Origin of the sequence: uncultured Microbacterium sp. (assembly GCF_900078385.1) — a bacterium.
GTDB lineage: Bacteria > Actinomycetota > Actinomycetes > Actinomycetales > Microbacteriaceae > Microbacterium.
Map to the genome: position 1 here is coordinate 88038 of NZ_FLQR01000012.1, position 23476 is coordinate 111513.

The following is a 23476-nucleotide window of genomic DNA, read 5'->3' on the forward strand; positions in this document are numbered from 1 at the left end:
CGCCGGTCGGCTCCGCGACGGCTCAGGAGCCGCGGAGCACCCCGTCGTGCAGTTCGAGGACGCGGTCGGCACGCGCGAGGATCGACGGGTCGTGCGTGGACAGCAGCACCGCGAGGGACTCCTCGTGGGCGATCGACGAGATGAGGTCGATCATCTGCGCGGCGGTGGTGGAGTCCAGCTGACCCGTGGGCTCGTCGGCGAGGAGGATGCGCGGTGACCCGGCGAGCGCGCGGGCGATGCCGACCCGCTGCTGCTGGCCGCCGGACAGCTCGGCGGGTCGCTGCGCCGCGTGGCCGGAGAGTCCGACCCGCTCCAGCAGCCGCCGGACGTGCGCGGAACGGTCGGCGGAGTCGGCACCGGCGATGCGCAGCGGCAGCTCGACGTTCTCCTCGGCCGACAGCGCGCCGAGGAGGCCGAACGACTGGAAGACGTAGCCGATGTCGTCACGTCGGACGCGGTCGATCTCGGCCTCAGAGGCTTCCGTGACCACGACGTCGCCGACGCGGACCCGGCCGGTCGTCACGGGCTGGATGCCGCCGAGCGCATGCAGCAGCGTCGTCTTCCCCGCACCGGACGGCCCGACCAGCACGACGAACTCGCCGGGGTGCAGGACGAGGGATGCCTCGACGAGAGCGTGCACGTCGCCGGCGGGCGTGCGGTGGACGACGGAGAGTCCGTCGGCCTCGAGCACGGCGTCAGTCATCGAGGTCTCCTTCGCTGCGCGCGGCCCGCAGACTCCGGCGGGACGGCGGCGGGTCGGCGGGGGGTTCGTCGGTCGGCGGCGTGTCTGTCGGCGGCGTCGCGGTCGGCGGCGTCGCGGTCGGCGGGCGCGAGTCGCCCGGCCACACGCCGACGTGATCGGGGTTCAGCTCGAGTCGCACCCGATCGCTCAGCGACAGGCGGCTCATGTACTCGGTGGGCAGCTGCATCCGTCCCACCCGGTCCAGCACGACGAACTCCTCGGCCATGGCGTGCTCGCGGCCTTCGTCGTCCGTGTGGGTCCACCGCAGGACCTCCGTGGAGGTGCGGCCGTCCCGGATCTGCACGGTCCGCTGCACGTGATCGGACACCGCCGGATCGTGCGTCACGATGAGGGCGGTCGTGCCGAGCTCGCGGTTGACGGCCTCGAACGTCGCGAGCACCTCCGCCGACGCGTGCTCATCGAGGTCGCCGGTCGGCTCGTCGGCGAGAAGCACGCGCGGATCGTTGGCGAGCGCGACCGCGATCGCCACGCGCTGCTGCTGGCCGCCGGAGAGCTCCGCCGGCCGGCGGTCCGCGACATCCGCGACGCCCGTCAGCTCGAGCAGGTCCCGCGCCCTGTCCGGATGCCGGCGGTCGCCGCCGATCGCCCGCGCGAGGTGCACGTTCTCCGCCGCCGTGAGGTAGGGCAGCAGGTTGCGGGCCGTCTGCTGCCACACGAAGCCGACGATCTCCCGCCGGTAGTCGACGCGCTGCCGGGCCGTCAGGGCCGTCAGGTCGCGGCCCGCGACCGTCGCCTTGCCGGCCGTGGGGGCGTCGAGGGCGGAGAGGATCGACAGGAGCGTCGACTTCCCGGACCCGGATGCCCCGACGAGCGCCACGAGCTCGCCGCGGCCGATCTGGAGGTCCAGACCCTGCAGCGCCTGCACTTCGATGTCCGCGACCGCGAAGATGCGCACGAGCCCTTCGCAGATGATGTCGGGAGCGTCCATCAGTCCTCCTCTGTTCGCAGCACGGTGGCGATCGATGTCGTCCGGGCGCTGAGCACCCCGGCGATGACGGCCGCCGCGAGGGCCACCACCACGACGGCGATCAGGATGCCGGTGAGGGCCGGGTCCACCGTCAGGGACGGCTGCCCTCCCCCGCCGGTGAAGGGTCGCAGGTCGATCGAGAGCACGACGAGCAGGGGCAGCACGGCGCCCAGGGCGATGCCGCCGACGAGGGCCGTGGCCCCGAGCGGCGCGAACTCCCACGTCACGATTCCGCGGCCCCGCGGTCGGTCCAGGCCCATCGTCCGCAGCAGCGCGATGACGCGCGAACGGGCGTCCCGCGACACGCCCGCGACGAGCAGGAGCGCGATGACGGAGAGGGCCACCGCGACCGCCAGGGCGCCGAGCAGCACGAACCGCAGCGCCGTGACGGCGGGCGAGGCCTGGATCTCGGCCGTGGAGTCGATGAGGATGCGCACGGAGTGGCTCTGGCCCAGCGCCTCGCCGAGGGCGTCCGCGACGACATGGGGATCGGCGTCGTCGGCGATGTCGACGACCGCTATGCGCGGCGAGAACCCGAGACCCGTGAGCGCGACGTAGTCGGCGCGGTCCAGCAGCACGAACGACGCCGTCTGCGGCACTCCCATGACGCGGGCCAGCGTGCCGGTGATCTCGGCCGGCGCCTCGGCCACGGTGGCGGACCCCGAGCCGATGTCGGCGACCACCGCATCGGCGAGCACGACCTGGACGGGTTCCGCCCCGGCGGAGATCGCTTCCGGGGCGATCGCCCCGACGAACCCGCGCTGGATCTCGGCGAGCCGCGCCGTGTCGGAGACGAGCGCGAGCACGCTGGCGCGCCCGCCTGAAGCGGTCACGGACAGGTAGTCGCCGCGCAGGATGCCGGCCACCTCCGTGACGCCGTCGACGGCCCGGAGCCGCTCGATGGTCGCGTCGTCCAGGTACGGTCCTGCGATGCGGATGTCGCCGCCGACGTCGCGCTGGGCGGCGACGACCGCGCCGCGGTCCACCGTCGCGAGGATCAGGGACGAGAAGACCGCGATCGCGACGGCGACGACCATCGCGAGCACCGCGGTGGTCCCGGCGGCCGGATCGCGCAGGTTCCGGGCCGCGCCGACGAGCCCGACGACCCCGCGCCCGCGTCGCGACGCGGCCAGCGCGGCGGCGATCGGAAGCGGGTGCAGGCGGACGACGAGAAGGGCGAGCGCGACGGTCGCGAGCAGCGGCGCCACGATGACGAGCGGGTCGATCTCGTCGGTCTGCGTGCCGATGCCGCGGAGCACCAGCTGGGCGACGGCCACCACCGCCAGCAGCACGACGACGATCTCCACGATCCGCGTCCACCGGCCCGACACGCGGGCGTCCAGATCGGCACGGGCGCGGGTGAGCAGGCCCGGGCGCAGGGTCCCGGCGAGCGCGAGCGCCGGGGCCGCACCGACGGCCACCGCGATCACGGTCGGCAGGAGGCCCGCGTCGTCCCGTGCGACGACGAGGCCCAGCGCCGCTCCGACGGCCGCGCCGGGGAACCCCAGGATCATCCCCTCGGCGGCCAGGAGCCGGCGGAGGCGAGCGATCGGGGCGCCCCGCGCGGAGAGGAGCGCGAGGTCGGTGCGGCGACGGCGGACGATGAGCGCGCAGGCCAGGACGATGAGGGCGACGCTGACCGCGAGGGGCCCGACGGCGGCGACCGCGAGGATGGCGCTGGCCGAGTTCGCGCGGGACAGCGCCGTCCCGAGCACGCCGACGAGCTCGGTCGACAGCCGCATCCGCAGGGTGCCCGTCGCATCGAGCGGGATCGACGCGGTCGTGGCGCCCCGCAGGGCATCCAGCAGATCGTTCGGCTCGACGCCGCGCGCCGCCGCGGCGTCGACGGGATACCACGCCGTCAGCTGCCCTCGACCGAGGACACCGCTCTCCATGACCCGCTGCCACGACGCCGCCGCCGTCCATGCGACGGCGGTCGCGGTGGGGCGCCGGTTGCCGTCGTCGAAGACCGTCGCCGCGAGGGCCGGGGGAAGGTGCTGCCACCGGTCGGCATCCGGATCGACGGCGGCCACGGTGCCGGAGAGGATGAAGACGGGTGTCTCCGCCATCCACCCCTGCGACAGGCGCTGGGCGTTGACGGGCACACGGCGTTCCTGCCCGACCGGCCAGCCCATCGTGGCTGCCGCATCCGCGGCGAGCGCGATCGGGAGCGGACCCGTGCCGTCCCAGCCCTGCGGCCACGTGCCCTCGACGAGCTCGAGGTGCGCCTGCGCGCTCGGCTCGGCCAGCAGCTGGATGCGCGCGAGCGGGATGTCGGACGCGAGCGCGTCGGGCACCGCGAACGGCGCAGCCGCGAGGTGCTCCGCGAACCGGGCCGTGCCGGTGAGTCCGCGGAGGACGGGATCGAAGCCCTCGCGGGCGTCGGCGAGCCGGGACGCGACCGCGCCGAGCACGTCCGCGGCCCCGGCATCCCACCCGTCCGCGACCGCCGCGTCGTCCGGCGCACCGAACGCCGGCGCATCGAGCGTCGCGCCGGTGAGGTCTCGCGAGGTCGGGGCGACCCCGGCCAGCTGGTGCGCGACCTCGGCCCGAACGACGCCGACGAGCGCGCGCGGCGCGGCGGCGATCACGAACGCCGCGAGCGCGGTGAGAGCGACGATGACGAGCGCCGCGCTGCGGGGCGTCGCGAAGCGCCGCCGCGTGAGCGCGAACAGCCCGGGCGAGGTCGTCATTCGTCCTCCCGTACGAGAGGAGCGAGCGCCGTCGGGACGCGGACGGAGGACACGACGGCGACACACGCCGCCACGACGCCGACGAGCGCGACGGCCAGCGGAAGCCACGGCCACACGAGCGGGACGGGGTACGACCCGGGGATCGTCCGGTAGGCGGCCCGCACGAGCGGCGGCACGATGAGCGTCGCCGTCACGACACCGGCGACCACGCCGCCGACGACGCCGATGGCGAGGGCGAAGAGGTCCTCCGCGCGGCGAAGGCCCGCGGCGCGGCGGCGGCCGAGGCCCAGGACGGCCAGCAGGGCGAGTTCGCGCGCATCCGCCCGCGTGCGCGTCCGGCGGAGGAACAGCACGAGGAGGGCGAGGACCGCGGTGCCCGCCGCCGCGAGCACGAATCCCCACGCCGTTCCGGCGGCATCCCGCCCGGAGCGCGGGTCCGCCACCAGGACGGTCGTCTGGGGATGCGCGGCCTCCACGGCCGCGGCGACCGCCGCCGCGTCCCCGCTCGCGAGCCACGCCTGGTTCGGCACGATGTCCTCCGGCGACAGCAGCGAGAGGGTCGCCAGGTCCACGAGGATCCCCTCGCCGGCCGGCGCCCCCGGCAGCACCGGGATGATGTCCGCGACCGTGACCTCCGCCTCGACGTCCGGGGATGCGAACTCCAGGGCGATCCGGTCGCCGACCTCGAGGCTGAGCGACGACGCGAGCTGCGCCGTCATGACGACCGGGGCGGCGTCCGGGGCGCCCGCGACGACGGCGCGCGTCGGCGGCGGGTCCACGCCGTCGGGGACGACGGACAGCACGACGGCGTCCGCGCGCGGCTCGACCTCGCCGGGCGTCCCGGGCGCCGGCGCGAGGGCCGCGAGGTCGACGGCGACGCCACCGCTCACGACGTCGGACACCGTGACCCGGCCGTCACCGACGACCATCGACATGTCGGCGAACTGGATCCGGGCGTCGATGCCGACCAGGGTCCAGGTCGCGCCCGCGGGCAGCTCCACCGTCTCGGTGACCCGGTCCCGGACCTCGATCTCCTGGAACGTCCCGTCATCGCCCTCGACGGTCGTGATCCGCACGTTTCCGACCGCGGCCCGCCAGACGGCTCCGCCGTCCGAGACGAACATCAGGCTCACGGTGACGGGCACGGCTCCCTGCTCGAGGACCTCGCCGTCGATCTCGATCGCCGGCATCTCGTCGGCCGTCACCGTGAAGGTCACCTCCTCGCCGTCGAGCGGGATGCCGATGGCCTCGCCGCCGATCGCCGTGCCGATGGCGGCGGGGTCGATCGTGCCGCCCGCATCGAGCATGACCCGGCCGAGCTGCGCCGATTCCGCCGCGAGCACCGGCATCCGGCGATCGGGCCCCTGCGCGGAGAACGCCCGGACGAGCATCGCGGCATCCGGCGAGCCCGACCGCGCGACCTCGACCGCCGCGAGCGTGTCGGGAATCGTCGTCACGCGTACGTCCGCGCCGACCCGGAAGGCCTCGGGAGCATCGCCGAGCGCCGAGATGCTGCCCTGATAGCCGGCCGCGACCGTCGCGGCGCCGACCGCGAACGCGACGGCGGCGATCGGGAGCGCGTGCCGGCCGGGACGGCGGGAGACGAGCCGGAGGGGCGTCACGGGCAGGACCCCCCGCGACGCGCGGAGCAGCGCCGCGACGGCGCGCGCGGCCGGGGTCGCCAGGAGCACGGCGGCGAGCGCCGCGAGCACCAGGATGAGCGCGGGCGCCACGGCCACGAGCGGGTCCAGGAGCGTCGCGTCACCGGCGGACACGACGGGCGTGCCGGCCTGCGCGAACCGCCAGGCCGCGAGCGCGGTCAGGACCGCCAGGACCACGGCGACGCCCGCGAACGCCGCGACGTCGGCCCGCGAAGAGCGCCGGTCGGCGGTCCGCGCCGCCACGATCACGGCGACGAGCGTGGCCGTGAGCGCGACGGCCACAGCCGCGGCCGCCGCGACGAGGAGACCGGGCGTCGTCGCGGAGGTGATCGCGACGACGGCGAGCGCCGTTGCGGCGCCGACGAGCGCACCGGCCAGGCTGACGACGCCCACCTCGAGCGCCGTCATCGCGGCGATGCCGCGTCGCCGCGCGCCGCGGGCCCGGAGGAGCAGCGTCTCCGTCATCCGCGCGCGCACGGGCTCGAGCCCGACCGCACCGACGACGACGGTCGTCACCACGGCGAGGAGGGCCACGGCGACGGCGGCCGGCCCGCGCCGGGCCTGAAGTCCTTCGGCGAGGGTCTCCAGGGTGGCCGGCAGTCCGCCGGCGACCTGGACCCGCGCATCGACGGCCTCCGCCACATCGTCGCGGAGCGCGCGCAGGGCCGCGCCCGCCGTCTCGATCGTGTCACCGGTCACCCGTGCGACGGTCATCCGCACGGTGACACCGGATTCCGCGTCGATCGTCGTGACGCCGGCGGCGCCGCGCGCACGCAGGGAGTCCGCGACCGCGCGGCGCAGGGCGTCGGGATCGGCATCCGGCGCGGTCACCGTGACGAGGGCGGCGTCGCCCGACGCGGCGGCGATCGCGGATCGGGCGGCGGCGGTCTCCCCGGACCGCACCCCGGCCACGACCCCCACCAGCAGCGCGGAGGCGATCGCGGCGACGACGGCGAGGGTGACGAGGACGGGAAGGGCCGCGCGGGCGCGGGCGAGCGCGTAGTGCGCTCCGCCCGTCATGCAGCGGTCCCCGAGGTCATCACTGCACCCTAACGCGGCGCCGCGGAGGGCGACTCGAAGACCTCATCGGCGGGTGGTCGACAGCGGGGCCCGACACCGTGAATAATAGAGGTATGACCACAGGACGCCCCGCGGGGTACAGCGCCATCTCGAGCTACTCCCGAGTGGAGCTGCTGCACCTGATCCAGGGGCAGCAGGAGCGCACGATCACCGACCTGGTGGCCGCGACGGGCCTGCATGCGAACACCGTGCGCGAGCACCTCCAGCGCCTCATCGACGACGGCTACGTCGTCGCGCACAGCGAGCACCGCACGACGCGCGGACGCCCGCGCGTGCTGTACAGCGCCGCCGACGGGGCAGGCGCCTCCAGCGTCGTGCAGCAGCGCAAGGTGAAGGCCGCCGCCGAACGCGGCGACCTCCTCCGCCGCGTGCTCCCGGGCACGCAGAACATCGAGCTGGACACGGCGGCGCTGCATCAGGTCGACGCCGTCGTCGAAGACCTGATGGATGCCGGCTTCGACCCGCTCATCGACGAAGAGGCCCTCACGATCGACCTGACGCCCTGCGCGCACGCGGAGTCCCAGGCCGCACACCGGGAAGTGCTGTGCAGCGTGCACCTGAGCCTCATGCAGAGCGTCCTCACCGAGGCGGGCGGCCCGCTGTCGATCGACGGCATGCGATCCTCGTGCGACCCGACCGAGTGCGTCGTGCAGCTGCTGCACGCCGGTCACCGGCAGTAGCGGTCACCGTTCACTCCCGGATGCGGTCCGCCCGCGCGTAGGCGTTCATCGACGGGCCGCGGAGGAACCCGACGAGGGTGAGCCCGGAGGCCGTCGCGAGCTCGACGGCGAGAGACGACGGCGCCGAGACGGCGGCCAGAACCGGCACGCCCGCCATGACGGCCTTCTGCGCGAGCTCGAAACTCGCCCTCCCCGACACCAGGAGCACCGTGCCCCGCAGCGGCAGGCGGTCGTGCAGCACGGCCCAGCCGACGATCTTGTCGACCGCGTTGTGCCGCCCGACGTCTTCGCGCAGCACGAGGAGCTCGCCCGTCGCGGCGTCGAAGAGCCCTGCCGCATGCAGTCCCCCGGTCTTGTCGAACGCCGCCTGCTGCGCGCGCAGCGCGTCCGGGAGGGCGGCGAGTGTCGCGGCCGACACCGACACGGCATCGTCTGCGACGTCGTACGCGGAGATCGTCTCGATCGCCTCGATCGACCCCTTCCCGCACATGCCGCACGAGCTCGTCGTGTAGAAGTTGCGGGCGAGGTCGGCGGACGGCGGCTGCACGCCCGGCGCGAGCGTGATGTCGAGGACGTTGTAGGTGTTGCCGTCCGCACCGCCCGTGCCCGGACCGCCGCAATGGATCGCGGAGGCGAACTGGTCACCGCGGGACAGCACGCCCTCGGAGACGAGGAAGCCGGCCGCGAGCTCCACATCGTGGCCCGGTGTGCGCATCGTGACGGCGAGCGGGGCGCCGGCGACCCGGATCTCCAGGGGCTCCTCGACGGCGAGTGTGTCGGGGCGCCGCACCCGGTCCCCGCCGACGGTGATCTTCACGACGGGGCTCCGTGTGGTGATGCGCCCCATGTCAGCCGCCGATCGCGTTCATGCCGCGCGCCGGCTGCAGGAACGCGGGGTCGTCGATCGCGTGGCCCGGCAGCTTGCCGTGCACGCACGCGCGCAGCATCCGCTCGAGGTCGCCGTCGACGACGCCGTCGTCGCCTCCGGAGCGCAGTATCGGAACCAGGTCGTACTCGGTCACGGAGAACAGGCAGTTGCGCAGCTGGCCGTCGGCGGTGAGGCGCAGGCGGTCGCAGTCCCCGCAGAACGGCGCCGTGACGCTCGCGATGACGCCGACGGCGTCCGGACCGCCGTCGAGGAGGAACCGCTCGGCGGGCGCTCCGCCGCGACCGGGGACGGGGGTCAGCTGCCAGTGCCGGCCGAGCTCGGCGAGGATCTCCGCCCGCGTCACCATCGCGCTCCGATCCCACGTGTGACCGGCATCGAGCGGCATCTGCTCGATGAACCGCATCTGCGCGCCGTGCGCGACGGCGAAGCGGACGAGGTCGGCGAGCTCGTCGTCGTTGACGCCGCGCATCGCGACGGCGTTGAGCTTGAGGGGACGCAGGCCCGAGCGTGCGGCGGCGGCGATGCCGGCGAGGACGTCGTCCAGCCGGTCGCGGCGCGTGAGGGCGTGGAACCGCTCACGGTCGAGCGTGTCGATGGAGATGTTGAGGCGGTGCAGCCCCGCGGCGACGAGGTCAGGGAGCAGGTCGGGCAGGCGGATGCCGTTGGTCGTCATGGCGATCTGCACCGGGCCGCCCGCGCCCTCGATGCCCGCGAGCCGGCGGACCACCTCGACGAGGTCGGGCCGCAGGAGGGGCTCCCCGCCGGTCAGGCGGAAGGTCGTGACCCCCGCGGCGGCCGCGATCCCGGCGACGCGCACGATCTCGTCGGTCGTGAGGATGCCGGCGCGCGCGAGCCACTCGTTGCCCTGCTCCGGCATGCAGTACGTGCAGCGCAGGGAGCAGCGGTCGGTGAGCGAGATCCGCAGGTCGCGGTGCACGCGCCCGAACGTGTCCACGAGCGGGCCGCCGGCCTCCCCGGGCGTCGTCGACGGCGCCCGGTGGGCGAGCGTGACGGGGACGGCGACCATGCTCCGAGGCTACCCGCGCTGGCGGCGCCGAGGGCCTCCCGGCGGCTCGAGCTATTTTGCACGGCCGTCCCCCTCCCGCCGCGACGGCGGCCTCGGTACCGTGACCTTCAGATACGGGGAAGGACCGGGGATGGATCTGCTCGACCCTCTGCTGCTCGCACGCTGGCAATTCGGACTGACGACGCTCTACCACTTCCTGTTCGTGCCGCTGACTCTCGGCATGGCACTGACGGTGGCGATCTTCCAGACGACCTGGTTCCGCACCGGGAACGTGAAGTGGCTGCACCTCACGCGCTTCTTCGGGAAGATCTTCCTCATCAACTTCGCCATGGGCGTCGTCACCGGCATCGTGCAGGAGTTCCAGTTCGGCATGAACTGGTCGTCGTACTCCCGCTTCGTCGGCGATGTGTTCGGCGCACCGCTCGCGTTCGAGGGCCTCATGGCATTCTTCTTCGAGGCGACCTTCATCGGCCTGTGGATCTTCGGCTGGGACAAGCTCCCGAAGGCCCTGCACCTCGCCAGCATCTGGATCGCGACGATCGGCGCCTGGTTCTCGGCGTACTTCATCCTCGCCGCGAACGCCTTCATGCAGAACCCCGTCGGCTACCAGATGGCGCAGGACGGCCACCGGGCCGAGATGACCGACTTCCTCGCCGTCCTCACGAACCCCGTCGCGCTCGCGGCCCTGCCGCACACGCTGTCGGCCGCGTTCATGATGACCGCCGGCGTGATCATCTCCATCTCCGCGTGGCACCTCATGCGCGGCCAGAACCTCGAGATGATGCGCCCCGCGCTGAAGTACGGGCTGTGGGGCATGATCGTCTCCTTCGCCGCCGTCGCGCTCTCCGGCGACCAGCTGGGCCTCGTGATGGTGCAGACGCAGCCGATGAAGATGGCGGCGGCCGAGGCGCTGTTCGACTCCGCGTGCGGCGCGGACGCCTCGTTCTCGCTCTTCTCGATCGGCACCCCGGACGGGACCGGCGAGATCTGGTCGCTGCGCGTCCCGTACCTGCTGGCCTTCCTGTCGACCCACACCCTCGACGGCTGCGTCGAGGGCATCAACGACCTCAACCTGCAGTACACGACCGAGCTCTTCCCGCAGTTCGCCGACCAGGTCGACGGCAACTTCGCCCCCATCCTCTGGATCACGTACTGGTCGTTCCGCTGGATGATCGGCCTCGGCGCCATCGCAGCCCTTAGCGCCGTCGTGGGTCTGTGGCTCACCCGCCGCACAGCCAAGCGGGACGTCCCGCCGTGGGCGTGGAAGCTCGCCGTGTGGGCGTGGCCGGCGTCGCTCGGCGCGATCCTCATCGGCTGGATCTTCACGGAGATGGGCCGTCAGCCCTGGATCGTGTTCGGTCTCATGCTCACCGAGGACGGCGTCTCCCCCTCCGTCCCGGGCTGGACCGTCCTGATCTCGCTCCTCGCGTTCACCGGGATCTACGCGGCGCTCGCCGTCGTCGAGGCCGGCCTCATCATCAAGACGGCCAAGGCCGGCCCCGCGCCGCTGCCGGGGCCCGACGACCCGGATCCCTCCGACGTCCCGGTCGCAGACACCCCGACGACGGTCTACTAGGAGCGCGCCATGGATCTCGCATACGTCTGGTTCTTCATCGTCGGCGTGCTGTTCGTCGGCTACTTCGTCCTCGACGGGTTCGACTTCGGCGTCGGGATGTCGCTGCCCTTCCTCGGCAAGGACGACGTCTCCCGCCGCCAGATCATCAACACGATCGGGCCCGTCTGGGACCTCAACGAGACCTGGGTCATCGTCGCCGGCGCGTGCCTGTTCGCGGCGTTCCCGGAGTGGTACGCGACCCTCTTCAGCGGCTTCTACCTCGCTCTCCTCATCATCCTCCTCGCCCTCATCGCGCGCGGCGTGTCCTTCGAGTACCGGCACCAGCGCGACTCGCTGCGCTGGAAGAGGGGGTTCGACCGCATGATCGTCGCCGGCTCGGCGCTCCCGGCGCTGCTGTGGGGCGTCGCGGTCGGCAACATCGTGCAGGGCGTGCCGATCGACCAGGACCACGAGTTCACGGGCTCGCTGCTCACGCTGCTGAACCCCTACGGCCTCTGGGTCGGCGTCACGACGCTGCTCCTGTTCTGGCTGCACGGCGTGTACTTCATCGCCCTGAAGACCGACGGGCAGGTGCAGCAGGACGCCCACGCGCTCGCGCGGCGTCTCGCGATCCCGACGGTGGTCTTCGCCGCCGGCACGGTCGTCTGGACCTACGTCATCGCCGCCGGCCGCGAGGCGCCGCTGCTGTGGGCCGTCGTCGGCTGCGGAGTGATCGCGGCGCTCGCCCTCCTGGCATCCGTCGTCGCCAACGCGGTCAAACGGGACGGCTGGGCGTTCACCGCCGGCGCCGCGACGATCGTATTCGCCGTGCTGACGCTGTGGCTCGCGCTCTTCCCGTTCGTCATGCCGTCCTCGACCGACATCGCGTACAGCCTCACGATCGAGAACGCCTCGAGCACCGACTACACGCTGACGATCATGACGTGGGCCGCGGTCGTCTTCCTGCCGCTCGTGCTGGTGTATCAGGGCTGGACCTACTGGATCTTCCGCAAGCGCGTCACGCGGTCGCGCATCGAGAAGGCGGCCGCGCTCGCCCACTGAACCGGCGCGGGCACGCCGCGCGCGGATGGCAGGATCGAATCATGGCTTCATCGGGTGGGGCTGCTGCGCGCACACGCAGCCGCCCCGTCGACCCCCGACTGCTGCGCTACGCGCGCGCCTCGCGCGGGTTCTTCGCGGCGATCGGGGTCGTCGCCGCACTGCAGACCGTCATGATCGTCGCGTTCGCGTGGCTCCTCACGCGGGCGATCGTCGATGCGCTCGCCGGTCGTGACCTGGCCGGAACACTCGTGGCGCTGGCCGGCGTCGTGGTGCTGCGCGCGGCGCTGCTCTGGGCGCGCGAGACCATCGCGGCGCGCGCCGCGGCGCGGGTGGAGACGGAGCTGCGCGAGCAGCTGGTCGCCGCCGTGGGCCGGCTCGGACCCGGCTGGCTCGCCGGGCGCAACTCCGCGCATCTCGCCGTGACCGCCGGTCGCGGGCTGGAGGCGCTCGACGCGTACTTCGGCCGGTACCTGCCGCAGCTCGTGCAGACCGTCGTCGCGACCCCCGTGCTGGTGCTCGTCATGTGGTGGGCGGACTGGATCTCCGGCCTGACCGTTCTCCTCACCATCCCCCTCATCCCCCTCTTCATGGTCCTCATCGGGCTCGCGACGCGCGCCGTGCAGCAGCGCCAGTGGGAGACCCTCGGCCGCCTGGCCGCGCGCTTCGCCGACACCGTGCGGGGCCTGTCCACCCTCAAGGTCTTCGGGCGGCAGCACCGTGCCGTGGAGTCGATCCGGCGCCTGACCGGCACGTACCGCCGCGAGACGATGCGGGTGCTGCGGGTGTCGTTCCTCTCCGGGTTCGCCCTGGAGTTCCTGGCATCCATCTCGGTCGCGATCATCGCCGTCACGATCGGCTTCCGGCTCATCGACGGGTCGCTGACCCTGCTGGTCGGCCTGTTCGTCCTGCTGCTCGCGCCCGAGGCCTACCTGCCGCTGCGGCAGGTCGGCGTCCAGTTCCACGCGGCCGCCGAGGGCGTCGCCGCGACCGACGACGTCTTCGCCGTGCTGGATGCGGCACGGGCTGCCGACGAGCCGACGGCCGTCGCCGCCGTCACGAGCGGCGTGCTCGTGCTGGACGGCCTGCGGGTGCGCCGCGGCGACCGTCTCCTGCCGCCGGTCTCCCTGACCGCGACGCCCGGCACGGTGACGCTGCTGGAGGGACCGAGCGGAGTGGGCAAGACGAGCATCCTCGCGGCTCTGCGGGGGGCGGCGGTCGGCGAGGGCACGGCGACCTTCGGCGGCACGGACGTCGCCCGTCTGGCGCCCTCGACGTGGCTCGCGTGGGCCGGGCAGGCCCCGGGGCTCGTCGCGGGCACCGTGGCGGAGAACGTGACGCTCGGCGACGACGCGCCCGATGACGCGCTCGTGCAGCGTGCGCTCGTCCTCGCGGGCGCGAGCGCGCTGGCGCCGCAGAGGGAGCTCGGCGTGCAGGGCGCGGGGCTCTCCGGCGGGCAGGCGCAGCGGGTCGCGGTGGCCCGCGCCTTCTACCGCCACCTGCGCGGGCGCGGACCGGTCCTCGCCCTCGACGAGCCGAGCGCCGCCCTCGACGCCGCGACGGAGGCCGAGCTGTGGGCCTCGCTGCAGGCCGTGGCGCGCGGCGGCGCGACCGTCCTGCTCGTCTCGCACCGTGCGTCGGCCCGCACCATCGCCGACCAGGTGGTGCGGCTGGATGCCGCGGAGGTGACGGCATGACGACCGCCTCCGACGTGCTGCGTCACGCGATGCCGTCCGCCCGGCGCTTCTGGCCGGGTGCCGCATCTGCGTTCGCGGCGGAGGCCTCCGCCGTCGCGCTCCTCGCGGTGAGCGCGTGGCTCATCGTGCGGGCCAGCGAGCAGCCGCTCGTGATGTACATCTCCGCCGCGGTCGTGGGGGTGAGGGCATTCGCCCTGTCCCGCGCCGCCTTCCGGTACACCGAGCGGCTCGCGAGCCACGACGCGGCGCTGCATCAGCTCGCTGTGACGCGCACCGACCTCGTCCGCCGGCTTCTGCCGCTCGCCCCGGCGGGTCTGCAGCGGAGCCGACGGGGGTCGATGCTCGGGGCGCTCGTCGACGACGTCGACGAGCTGCAGAACCTCCCGTTGCGGGTCGTCCTGCCGCTCGTCTCCTCGGCGTCAGTCGCCGCCGGCGCCGTCGTCCTCGTGGCGTTCGTGTGGTGGCCGGCCGCTCTCACATTCCTCGGCTGCCTCGCCGTCGCGGGACTCCTCGCGACCGGCTGGGGATGGGCCTCCGGGGCGCGGGCGGAGCGCGCGATCGCGCCGCTGCGCGGCCGGCTCGCCGACGCCGTGCTCGACCACCTCGGCAGCCTCGACGTGCTGATCGCCTGCGGCGCCGAGGAGGAGAGCCGCGCACGCATCTCCCGCGCCGACGACGCGCTGCGGCGCGCGGTCGTCCGCCGCGCCGGCGCCCAGGCGGGCACCACCGCCGCCGTCTCGCTCCTGGCGGGCGCGGCCTCGCTGCTGGCGGTATGGGCGGCGGCGCCCGCCGTCGCCGCAGGCGACCTCGGCGGGCCGCTCTTCGCCGTCGCGGTGCTCGTGCCGATGGCCGTCTTCGAGGTGTTCGCGGCGGTCCCGCTCGCGGCGTCCGCGTGGCGTCAGGTGCGCGCCGCGGCCGAGCGGATCGCGGACGCCGTGCCCGACACCATCCCGGCCGAGCTGGTCGCGGAGACGGATGCCGGCACCGGCGTCGCACCGGATCTCGGTGCCGGTCTGGCGCTGCGCGGCGTCACGGCCCGGTGGCCCGGCGGGGCGGAGCCCGCCCTGCGCGGCGTCGACCTCGACGTGCGTCCCGGCGAGCGCGTCCTCGTCGTGGGGTCCAGCGGCGCCGGCAAGACGACGCTCGCGCACGTCCTCGTGCGGTTCCTCGCGGCGGAGGGCCGGTACACGATCGGCGGCCGGTCGGCGGCGGACATCGCGCCGGACGACCTGCGGCGGACCGTCGGGCTGTGCGAGCAGCATCCGATGCTCTTCGACGAGGACATCCGGCAGAACCTGCTCTTCGCCCGCGACACCGCGACCGACGCGGAGCTCGAAGCGGTCCTCGAGCGCGTCGGACTGGGCCCCTGGCTCCGCGAGCGCGGCGGCCTCGGCGCCCGCGTCGGCGAGCGCGGCGCGTTGGTGTCCGGCGGGCAGGCGCAGCGGCTCTCACTCGCGCGCGGCCTCCTCCGCGGCTTCCCCGTGCTCGTGCTCGATGAGCCGACGGCGGGCGTCGACCCGGCGGCATCCGACGCGCTCCTGACCGACCTGCTGACGGCCGTCGATGCCGACCGCGCGGTCGTGCTGATCTCGCACGTGAGCGTGCCGGACGGGCTCGTCGACCGCACGGTGCGGCTCGCCGACGGGCGGATCGTCTAGGTCAGGTCGATGACGAAGGCCTGGACGCCGTCGTGGGACGGGACCGGCCGGAAGCCGAGCCGCGGGTAGAACGCGAGCGCGCCGGTGTTGTCCGATGACGCGACGAGATGCAGGCCCGGCACCCCGCGCTCGCGGAGGGCGCCGAGGAGCGTCTCGATGAGACGGCGCCCCCAGCCGTGCCCCTGCGCCTCGGGAAGCAGATCGATGTGCAGGTGCGCGGGATGCGTGTCGCCGTACGGTTCGGCGCCGGCGCGTCGGCCGTAGGCGTAGACGAGGGTGCCGTCCTGCCGGGTGGTCTCGGTCTGCGGACGGGGCCAGCGATCCGCGAACCGCGGCCACCACTGCGTCGCGAACCAGTCTTCGAAGGCGTGGGTGTCCGGCGTCCCGACGACGTAGCCGACGACGCGCCCGTCATCGGCCTCGACGACGAAGCCGAGGTCGGGATGCCGCGCGACGTAGGGCAGCACGAAGATCTCCGCCCAGAGGTCGTCGTCCGCGAAGACCCCCGTCGCGTCGGCGCCGGCGTCGGCGGTCTTCAGGCAGATCTCGGCGAGCGCTGGCTCGTCGCCGGCGCGGAACGGACGGATGCGGGGCACCCCAGCATCCTGGCACGCGGCGCGCCGTGCAGGGCCCCGGCCCCTCAGCCGGGCAGGAGCCGCACGACCGAGCCTTCCACCCGCAACCGGACCGGCAGTCCCGGCGTGAGGCCGTGCTCGGCGACCAGGTCGATCGGGAGGTCGACCGCGACGGCCGGCGCCGCCGTGTGCACGCGGACACCCGCGACTGTCTGCTCGAGGCGCTCGACGCGCGCCACCCATGCTCCGGCCGCGGCGGTGAGACGAAGGGCGCCGGTCCAGGTGTGCTCGGCGAGCGTCTCGAGGCTCACGGCGCCGGGGCGGAAGAGGGCCACGGCATCGCCGTCCGACAGACCTCGGGCGGGCAGGACGAGCCCGCCGGCGCGCCACTGTCCGTCCGTGACCGACCCCGGCACACGATTGAGACCGGCGACGACGGCGCCGAACGCGGTCGCCGGGGCCGCGAGCACCTCCCGCACCGCGCCGCGCTGCGTGACCCGCCCGTCCTCGAGGAGCACGAGGGTCTCGGCGAGCGCGGCCGCGTCGACGGCGTCGTGCGTCACCAGCACGGTGGTCGTGTGCGCGGCGGGCAGCTGCTCGGCGAGCATCGCCCGCACGCCGCCCGCCGTCTCCGGGTCGAGGGCCGTGAGCGGCTCGTCGAGGAGCAGCACCGCGGGGCGCGTCGCGAGCGCCCGAGCGAGGCCCACCCGCTGCTGCTGACCTCCGGACAGCTCCCCGGGACGGTGCGCCCCCGCCCCCGGGAGCCCGACCCGCCACAGCCACTCGTCGGCCTCCGCGGCGGCGTGCGCGCGGTCGAGGCCGCGCGCACGGAGCCCGAAGGCGATGTTCTCGCGGGCGCTGAGGTGCGGGAAGAGGTGCGGATCCTGTCCGAGCAGGACGACCCCGCGACGCTGGGGCGCGACGTGCGTCCGCCGATCCGAGACCGTCCGCTCCCCCACACGGACGTGTCCGCGCGTCAGGCGATGGAGGCCGGCGATCGCCGACAGCAGCGTCGACTTGCCGGCGCCGCTCGGGCCCATGACGGCGACGGTCTCCCCGGCCCGCGCCGCAAGGGCGGCATCGAGGGCGAAGCCGCGCCGCTCCACGGCGGCGTGCACATCGAGCGCCGCCCCGCTCATCGCGCGGCCCCCGGGCGCCACGCACGCACGAGCAGCAGCACCGTGACGGCGGTGCCGAGGAGCAGGAGCGACAGCGCGACCGCGGTCCCCTGCGACACCCCGGCGCCGTTGAACGCGGAGTAGATCGCGAGCGGCATGGTCTGCGTGACCCCCGGCGCGTTGCCCGCGAAGAGCGCGGTGGCGCCGAACTCGCCCACGGCGCGCGCGAAGCACAGCACGACGCCGGCGACGAGCCCGGGGGCCGCGAGCGGCAGCGTCACACGCGTGAGGATGCGCCACCGCCCGGCGCCGAGCGAGGCGGCCGCCTGTTCGTAGCCGACACCCGTCGACCGCAGCGACGCCTCGAGGGCCAGCACCAGGAACGGCAGCGCGACGAAGGTCTGCGCGAGGACGACGGCCGTCGTCGTGAACGGGATGCTGATGCCGACATCCTCGAGCGCCGGTCCGAGCCAGCCCGACCGGCCGAACAGGAACAGCAGCGCGACGCCGCCGACCATCGGCGGCAGGACCAGGGGGATCGTCACGAGCGCGCGCAGGACCGCCGCCGTGCGGTTGCCGGCGCGGGCGATGAGGAGCGCGAGCGGCACGCCGAGCAGGATGCACAGCGCCGTCGCGATGAGTCCGGTGCGCATCGACAGCGCGAGAGCTTCCAGCGCGGCCGGCGCCGTGACGTCCTGCCACAGGGTCTCCCAGCGCACCCGTCCGACCAGCGCCGCCAACGGCACGACGAGGAGCGCGAGCCCGACCACGGCCGGAACGACGAGCACCTGCGGCACGAAGCCGCGCTCTGCGCGGGTCACCGCGTCCCGAATCCGTGCTCGCCGAGCACCCGCTGACCGACCGGACCGCGGACGAACGCCACGAAGGCGGTCGCGGCCTCCGGCGCCGACGCTCCGGCGAGCGCGGCGATCGGGTAGAGGTTGACGACCGCCTCAGCGCCGGGCGTCGTGACGGTGTCGATGTCGCTCCGGCCCGCGGCATCCGTCACGTAGACGAGACCCGCATCCGCCTCCCCTGCCGCGACCTTGGTCAGCACCGCAGTGACGTTCTGCTCGTAGCTGTCCACACGTGCGGTCACGCCGGCGGCCGTCAGCAGGCGATCGGCGGCCGCACCGCACGGGACCTCGTGCGCGCACTGCACGATGACCGGATCGGGTCGCGCGAAGTCCGACAGCCCGCTCACCCCGGCGGGGTTGCCCGCGGGAACGATGAGCGTCAGGGTGTTCGTCGCGAAGACGGTCGGGGATGCGGCGAGTCCGGCGTCCACGACCTTCTGCATGTTCGCCTCATCGGCCGATGCGAAGACGTCGGCGGCGGCCCCCTCGATGAGCTGCGTCGCCAGCGTCGCCGAGCCGTCGTAGCGGACCGCGTCCACCGCGACGCCCGGGTGCCCGTCCTCGAACAGGTCGGCGATCTCATCGAACGCGCCCTGCAGCGACGCCGCGGCGAACACCGTGAGCCGGATGTCGGGACCGGCGTCCGCAGCGGGTCCGGCCGCGTCCGCGCCGGCCGCACAGCCGGTGAGGGCTAGCGCGCACGCCGCGAGGAACAGCAGTCGCCCGCGCACCTCAGGCCCGCGGGGTCTCGACGATGACGTTCGTGGCCTTGACGACGGCGACCGCCAGCGATCCGGGCTCGAGCCCGAGCTCGGCGACGGCCTCGGCCGACAGCAGGGAGACCACACGGTGCGGCCCCGCCTGAATGTCGACCTGCGCCATGACGCCGTCCACCTGCACGCGCGTCACGAGGCCGACGAAGCGGTTGCGGGCGCTGGCGAGCGCATCGGTGGGATCGGATGCCGCGCTCGCGAGCTCGACCGCGTGCCGGGCGAGCGCATCGCCGGGGATGCGGGCCGGGGACTCGCCGGTCGTCGGTAGCGTGCCCTGCTCCACCCAGCGGCGCACGGTGTCATCGCTCACGCCGAGCAGCCGGGCAGCCTCGGAGATGCGAAAAGCGTCCATGCAGCGACGCTATCACCGCAGATGCGGCGAAGATACGGTGCTTCTTCCGCATCTGCGGTCGATCCTGATCATCGCGCCCGGGATTACGCTGAAGGGATGCCGCTCCCACCGCTCGTCGACCCCGTCCCGGCGCTCACGGATGCCGAACGCGCGCGCACGGCGCGGCACGTCGCCCTCGCCGGTCTCGGCGAGATCGGCCAGCGACGCCTCGCGGCGGCGCACGTCGCCGTGATCGGTGCCGGCGGTCTCGGGTCGCCCGCCATCCTCGCCCTCGCGGCCGCGGGCGTCGGCACCCTCACCGTCATCGACGACGACATCGTCGAGCACACCAATCTGCAGCGGCAGGTGCTGCACCGGCTCGCCGACATCGGCGCCGCGAAGGTCGATTCCGCCGTGCGCGTCGCGGCCGACCTCGCCCCCGAGACCGTGGTCCATCCCGTCCGTGAGCGTCTCACGGGCGAGAACGCCGGCGATCTGCTGCGCGGCGCCCACCTCGTGATCGACGGCAGCGACACGTTCGAGACCCGCGCCGCCGTCGCCGCAGCGTGCGAGGGCCTCGGCATCCCGCTCGTCTGGGGCGTCGTGCAGGAGTTCCACGCGCAGGTCACGGTGTTCTGGTCCGCTCCCCCCGCCGGCATCGCCCCGGTGCGCCTGAGCGACCTTCACCGAGCGGAGGAGGTCGGCGAGCTGCCCACCTGCGCTGCCGTCGGCGTCCTCGGGGCGCTCTGCCTCCAGGTCGGCGGACTGCTCGCGACCGAGGCCGTCAAGCTCCTCACCGGCATCGGCGAACCGCTCCTCGGCCGCGTCGCGGTGATCGACGCCCTCGCCGGCACGCAGCGCGAGGTGCCGCTGCGCCCGGCGGTCCTCCGCCCGGCGGCGAGCGCTCCCGCCCCCGCACCCACACCGGCTCGGGAGGAGATCCCGCACATCACGGCCGCCGAGATGCTCGCGGCGCAGGAGGCGGGCGCGACGCTCCTCGACGTGCGCGAGCCGTTCGAGACGGACGCTGGCATCGTCGGCGGGTCGGTCGTCATCCCGCTCGCGGACTTCCTCGCCGACCCGGGCCAGATCGACGACGGTCCCGTCGTCGTGATCTGCGCGCACGGCATCCGCGCGCTGCGCGCCGCCGAGGTGCTGCAGGGCCGCGGCGTGACGGCCTCCGTCCTGGCGGGCGGCCTCGCCGCCTGGACACCGGCATGACGGGCCTCCGCACCGTCGAAGCGCAGCGGGCGACGGTGCTGGCCGCCGTGCGCCCCCTGCCGACGGAGGTGCTGCCGCTCGGCGCCGCCGCCGGTCGCACTCTTGCGACGGCGGTCCGCGCGGCCGTCGACATCCCCGTGTTCGACAACTCCGCGATGGACGGGTTCGCCGTGCGCGCGGTCGATGTCGCACACGCGAGCCCAGATGAGCCGGTCACGCTCCGGGTCGTCGCCGACCTCCCCGCCGGGACCGCCGCGGACCCCGCGATCGGCGCCGCGGAGGCCGCACGGATCATGACGGGCTCCCCCATGCCCACCGACGCGGACGCCATCGTCCCGTTCGAGGACACCGTCGGCGGACTGGCGGGGTCTCTCGTCACCGTCACGGTCGTCGCCGCGCCGCGCGCGGGGGGCCACCTCCGCCGGCGGGGAGAGGACGCCCGGGTCGGCGACGTCGTGCTGCCCGCCGGGGTCGCCCTCGGCGCGTGGCAGCTCTCGGCGATCGCCGCCGCGGGCGTCGCGCAGGTCGACGTCGCGCGCGCCCCGCGGGTCGCCGTCGTCTCGACCGGCAGCGAGCTGATCGAGCCGGGCCGGGCGCTCCGTCGCGGGCAGATTCCGGAGTCCAACAGCATCCTGCTCGCCTCCCTCGCGGTCGCCGCGGGCGCCGTCGTCGTGGCGCGGGAGAGCGTCGACGACGACGGCGACGGCCTCCGCACGGTGCTCGCGGCGGTGACCGGTGGAGCCGAGCCCGCCGACGTCGTCGTCTTCTCCGGCGGCGTGAGCGCCGGCGCGTACGAGGTCGTGAAGAACGAGCTGGCCGGCACGATGTCCTTCTCGACGGTCGCGATGCAGCCCGGCAAGCCGCAGGGCTTCGGCGTGACGCCCGGCGGCACCCTGCTGTTCGGGCTGCCGGGCAACCCCGTGAGCGCGGCGGTGTCGTTCGAGGTGTTCGTCCGCCCCGCCCTCCTCGCCCTGCAGGGCCGCACCGATGTCGACCGGGCCGTGCTGCGGCTGCCGGCGGCCGCGCCGTGGCGCACGCCCCCTGCGCGCCGCCAGTACCTGCCCGTCGTGATCGACCGGACCGACCCGTCCCGGTGGACCGTGCGACCGGCGACCGCGGGAGGGTCGGGCTCGCATTTGGCGGGCGGACTCGGCGCGGCCGAGGCGCTTGCCGTCGTCCCCGCCGAGACCGACGCCGTCGCCGCGGGCGACCTCGTCGACGTGCTGCTGCTCGACTGAGCACGCGAGCGGAGGCGACCGCGTCTCTCCCACCGAGTCCCGCGCGGCCCGCCGATGCCATGCTGGGGGCATGGGTTTCACGCATCTGGATGCCGCGGGTCACGCCCGCATGGTCGATGTCACCGCGAAGCAGCCGACGGCGCGCTCCGCCACGGCGCGCGGGTTCGTCCGCTGCGCACCCGAGGTCGTGGCGGCGCTGCGGGACGGCGCGGTGCCGAAGGGCGACGTGCTCGCGGTGGCGCGGATCGCCGGCATCCAGGCCGCGAAGCAGACCCCCGCACTCCTGCCCCTCGCGCACGTGATCGGCGTGCACGGCGTCACCGTCGACCTCGTCGTGACCGACGACGGCGTCGAGATCGAGGCGACGGTGCGGACGGCCGACCGGACGGGCGTGGAGATGGAGGCGCTGACCGCCGTCTCCGTGGCCGCCCTCGCGGTCGTCGACATGGTCAAGGGCATGGACAAGGCCACCGCGATCGAGACCGTGCACCTGACCCGAAAGACCGGCGGGAAGAGCGGCGACTGGGAGCGCCCGTGACGCGGATCGGCGCCATCCTCCTCGCGGGAGGCCGGGCCACGCGGCTGGGCGGGGCGGCGAAGCCGCTCCTCGAGGTCGGCGGGCGGAGCCTCCTGCAGCGCGCCGTCGACGCGGCCGCCGCCTGCAGCCCGCTGACCGTCGTCGGCGAGCCGGTGCCGGGGATCGACGGCGTCGAGTGGTTCCGCGAGGACCCGCCGTTCGGAGGTCCGGCGGCAGCGATCGTCGCGGCGCTCTCCGCGTGGTCCGAGGATCCGGACTGGACCATGATCCTGGCGTGCGATGTGCCGGGCGTCGTCGAGGCCGCCGCACGCCTGCGTCGCGACCTGCCGCTCCTGCCGACCGACTCCGACGGCGTCTGCCTCGGCGATGCGGGCTCGCGTCCGCAGTGGCTCACGGGGCTCTATCGGACGACTCCGCTGCGCCGCGCGGCGACCGCACTCCCCGATCGAGGTCAGGGCGCCCCCGTGCGCGCGCTCCTGGACGACCTCGCGATCGCGGTCGTGGCGGCGCCGGCCGAGGAGACCGACGACGTGGACACGTGGGAGGATCTGGAGCGGGCCCGCGCCCGGGCGCGTGGACCGGAAGCGGAGCGAGCATGAGCGAACGAACCCTGCCCCCCGAGGCGCTGGACGAGTGGGCCGCCGCCCTGCGCGAGCTGCTCGGACTCGGCGCGGACGATCTTCCGGTCTCGGTCATCCTCGACCTCGCCCGCGACGTCGCGAACGGGGTCGCACGCCCCGCGGCGCCGCTGAGCGCCTTCGCCGCCGGTCTCGCCGCCGGCCGTACCGGAGGCTCCCGCGCGGACACGGCGGCCGCGGTGACCGCCGTCACGACGCTCGCGCGGGGCTGGGCCGACCGATGACCCGCGTCCGCTACTTCGCCGCCGCGGAGGAACGCGCCGGTGTCCCGGAGGAGACCCGCACCGAGGCGACCCTCGGCGCGCTGCGCTCCGCGCTGGCCGCCGAGCGGCCGGGGCTGGGCGCGATCCTCCCCCGCTGCGCCGTGCTCGTGGACGGGATGCGCGTCGAGGACGCGCATCCGCTCACCGCCGGCGCCACGGTCGACGTGCTGCCGCCGTTCGCGGGCGGCTGACCGG

General features: G+C 74.5%; 22 protein-coding genes. 11 read left to right on the plus strand and 11 right to left on the minus strand.

Annotated features, from left to right (window positions below):
* Window positions 1–22 precede the first annotated feature (22 nt).
* From QZL85_RS14610 to QZL85_RS14625, 4 genes are read right to left on the minus strand one after another with little or no spacing between them, the layout of a single operon-like run.
* Window positions 23–703 (minus strand): ABC transporter ATP-binding protein, encoded by a 681-nt coding sequence (locus QZL85_RS14610; protein ID WP_295578099.1) that lies wholly within the window; start codon window positions 701–703, stop codon window positions 23–25.
* Complete coding sequence (locus QZL85_RS14615) at window positions 696–1691, minus strand: ABC transporter ATP-binding protein (protein WP_295578101.1); 996 nt, start codon at window positions 1689–1691, stop codon at window positions 696–698. Before QZL85_RS14615 ends, QZL85_RS14610 begins: the two co-directional genes overlap by 8 nt.
* Window positions 1691–4423: an FtsX-like permease family protein gene (locus tag QZL85_RS14620; RefSeq protein ID WP_295578103.1), complete on the minus strand. Its 2733-nt coding sequence runs from the start codon at window positions 4421–4423 to the stop codon at window positions 1691–1693. The genes QZL85_RS14615 and QZL85_RS14620 overlap by 1 nt, the downstream gene beginning before the upstream one ends.
* Window positions 4420–7104, minus strand: a complete 2685-nt coding sequence (locus QZL85_RS14625) for an FtsX-like permease family protein (protein ID WP_295578106.1) — start codon at window positions 7102–7104, stop codon at window positions 4420–4422. The genes QZL85_RS14620 and QZL85_RS14625 overlap by 4 nt, the downstream gene beginning before the upstream one ends.
* Window positions 7105–7217: 113 nt before the next feature.
* Between QZL85_RS14625 and QZL85_RS14630 the strand changes: the two genes are divergently transcribed.
* Window positions 7218–7844, plus strand: coding sequence for an ArsR family transcriptional regulator (locus QZL85_RS14630; protein ID WP_295578110.1), 627 nt, complete (start codon window positions 7218–7220; stop codon window positions 7842–7844).
* Between the two features lie 10 nt (window positions 7845–7854).
* On the opposite strand, the gene fdhD is transcribed toward QZL85_RS14630, so the two are convergent.
* Complete coding sequence (gene fdhD / locus QZL85_RS14635) at window positions 7855–8691, minus strand: formate dehydrogenase accessory sulfurtransferase FdhD (protein ID WP_295578112.1); 837 nt, start codon at window positions 8689–8691, stop codon at window positions 7855–7857.
* Between the two features lies 1 nt (window position 8692).
* A complete protein-coding gene (gene moaA, locus QZL85_RS14640; RefSeq protein WP_295578114.1) occupies window positions 8693–9760 on the minus strand; it encodes a GTP 3',8-cyclase MoaA in 1068 nt (355 codons plus the stop codon).
* A gap of 130 nt (window positions 9761–9890) precedes the next feature.
* Between moaA and QZL85_RS14645 the strand changes: the two genes are divergently transcribed.
* The 4 genes from QZL85_RS14645 to cydC are packed head-to-tail and all read left to right on the plus strand — an operon-like array spanning window position 9891 to window position 15729.
* Window positions 9891–11336 (plus strand): cytochrome ubiquinol oxidase subunit I, encoded by a 1446-nt coding sequence (locus QZL85_RS14645; protein ID WP_295578116.1) that lies wholly within the window; start codon window positions 9891–9893, stop codon window positions 11334–11336.
* A 9-nt stretch (window positions 11337–11345) separates the two neighbouring features.
* Window positions 11346–12377, plus strand: a complete 1032-nt coding sequence (cydB, locus tag QZL85_RS14650; protein WP_295578118.1) for a cytochrome d ubiquinol oxidase subunit II — start codon at window positions 11346–11348, stop codon at window positions 12375–12377.
* A 41-nt stretch (window positions 12378–12418) separates the two neighbouring features.
* Entirely contained in the window at window positions 12419–14071 is a 1653-nt protein-coding gene (cydD, locus tag QZL85_RS14655; protein ID WP_295578120.1) for a thiol reductant ABC exporter subunit CydD, read from the plus strand.
* The gene (cydC, locus tag QZL85_RS14660; protein WP_295578123.1) at window positions 14068–15729 is read left to right on the plus strand and encodes a thiol reductant ABC exporter subunit CydC; all 1662 of its coding nucleotides are present in this window, start codon (window positions 14068–14070) and stop codon (window positions 15727–15729) included. The genes cydD and cydC overlap by 4 nt, the downstream gene beginning before the upstream one ends.
* Here the strand turns inward: cydC and QZL85_RS14665 are convergent.
* Genes QZL85_RS14665 through QZL85_RS14685 form a run of 5 tightly spaced genes read right to left on the minus strand, consistent with a single transcriptional unit; the run spans window position 15726 to window position 19404 of the window.
* Complete coding sequence (locus QZL85_RS14665) at window positions 15726–16325, minus strand: GNAT family N-acetyltransferase (protein ID WP_295578125.1); 600 nt, start codon at window positions 16323–16325, stop codon at window positions 15726–15728. The genes cydC and QZL85_RS14665 overlap by 4 nt on opposite strands.
* Window positions 16326–16369: 44 nt before the next feature.
* Complete coding sequence (locus QZL85_RS14670; RefSeq protein ID WP_295578127.1) at window positions 16370–17443, minus strand: sulfate/molybdate ABC transporter ATP-binding protein; 1074 nt, start codon at window positions 17441–17443, stop codon at window positions 16370–16372.
* The gene (locus QZL85_RS14675; RefSeq protein ID WP_295578128.1) at window positions 17440–18243 is read right to left on the minus strand and encodes an ABC transporter permease; all 804 of its coding nucleotides are present in this window, start codon (window positions 18241–18243) and stop codon (window positions 17440–17442) included. Before QZL85_RS14675 ends, QZL85_RS14670 begins: the two co-directional genes overlap by 4 nt.
* Window positions 18240–19010, minus strand: coding sequence for a molybdate ABC transporter substrate-binding protein (gene modA / locus QZL85_RS14680; protein WP_295578130.1), 771 nt, complete (start codon window positions 19008–19010; stop codon window positions 18240–18242). Before modA ends, QZL85_RS14675 begins: the two co-directional genes overlap by 4 nt.
* Window position 19011: 1 nt before the next feature.
* Complete coding sequence (locus QZL85_RS14685; protein WP_295578132.1) at window positions 19012–19404, minus strand: molybdopterin-binding protein; 393 nt, start codon at window positions 19402–19404, stop codon at window positions 19012–19014.
* 96 nt (window positions 19405–19500) lie between these two features.
* Here QZL85_RS14685 and QZL85_RS14690 point away from each other — a divergent pair, with 96 nt between their 5' ends.
* The 6 genes from QZL85_RS14690 to QZL85_RS14715 all read left to right on the plus strand — a co-directional run bounded on the left by QZL85_RS14690 (window position 19501) and on the right by QZL85_RS14715 (window position 23472).
* A complete protein-coding gene (locus QZL85_RS14690; RefSeq protein WP_295578135.1) occupies window positions 19501–20604 on the plus strand; it encodes a ThiF family adenylyltransferase in 1104 nt (367 codons plus the stop codon).
* On the plus strand, window positions 20601–21842 hold the full coding sequence (gene glp, locus QZL85_RS14695) for a gephyrin-like molybdotransferase Glp (RefSeq protein ID WP_295578137.1): 1242 nt from the start codon (window positions 20601–20603) through the stop codon (window positions 21840–21842). Before QZL85_RS14690 ends, glp begins: the two co-directional genes overlap by 4 nt.
* Window positions 21843–21912: 70 nt before the next feature.
* Window positions 21913–22380, plus strand: coding sequence for a cyclic pyranopterin monophosphate synthase MoaC (moaC, locus tag QZL85_RS14700; protein WP_295578139.1), 468 nt, complete (start codon window positions 21913–21915; stop codon window positions 22378–22380).
* Window positions 22377–22979: a molybdenum cofactor guanylyltransferase gene (locus tag QZL85_RS14705; RefSeq protein WP_295578141.1), complete on the plus strand. Its 603-nt coding sequence runs from the start codon at window positions 22377–22379 to the stop codon at window positions 22977–22979. The genes moaC and QZL85_RS14705 overlap by 4 nt, the downstream gene beginning before the upstream one ends.
* Window positions 22976–23242, plus strand: a complete 267-nt coding sequence (locus QZL85_RS14710) for a DUF6457 domain-containing protein (protein ID WP_295578142.1) — start codon at window positions 22976–22978, stop codon at window positions 23240–23242. Before QZL85_RS14705 ends, QZL85_RS14710 begins: the two co-directional genes overlap by 4 nt.
* Window positions 23239–23472, plus strand: coding sequence for a MoaD/ThiS family protein (locus QZL85_RS14715; protein ID WP_295578144.1), 234 nt, complete (start codon window positions 23239–23241; stop codon window positions 23470–23472). The genes QZL85_RS14710 and QZL85_RS14715 overlap by 4 nt, the downstream gene beginning before the upstream one ends.
* The last annotated feature ends 4 nt before the right edge of the window (window positions 23473–23476 follow it).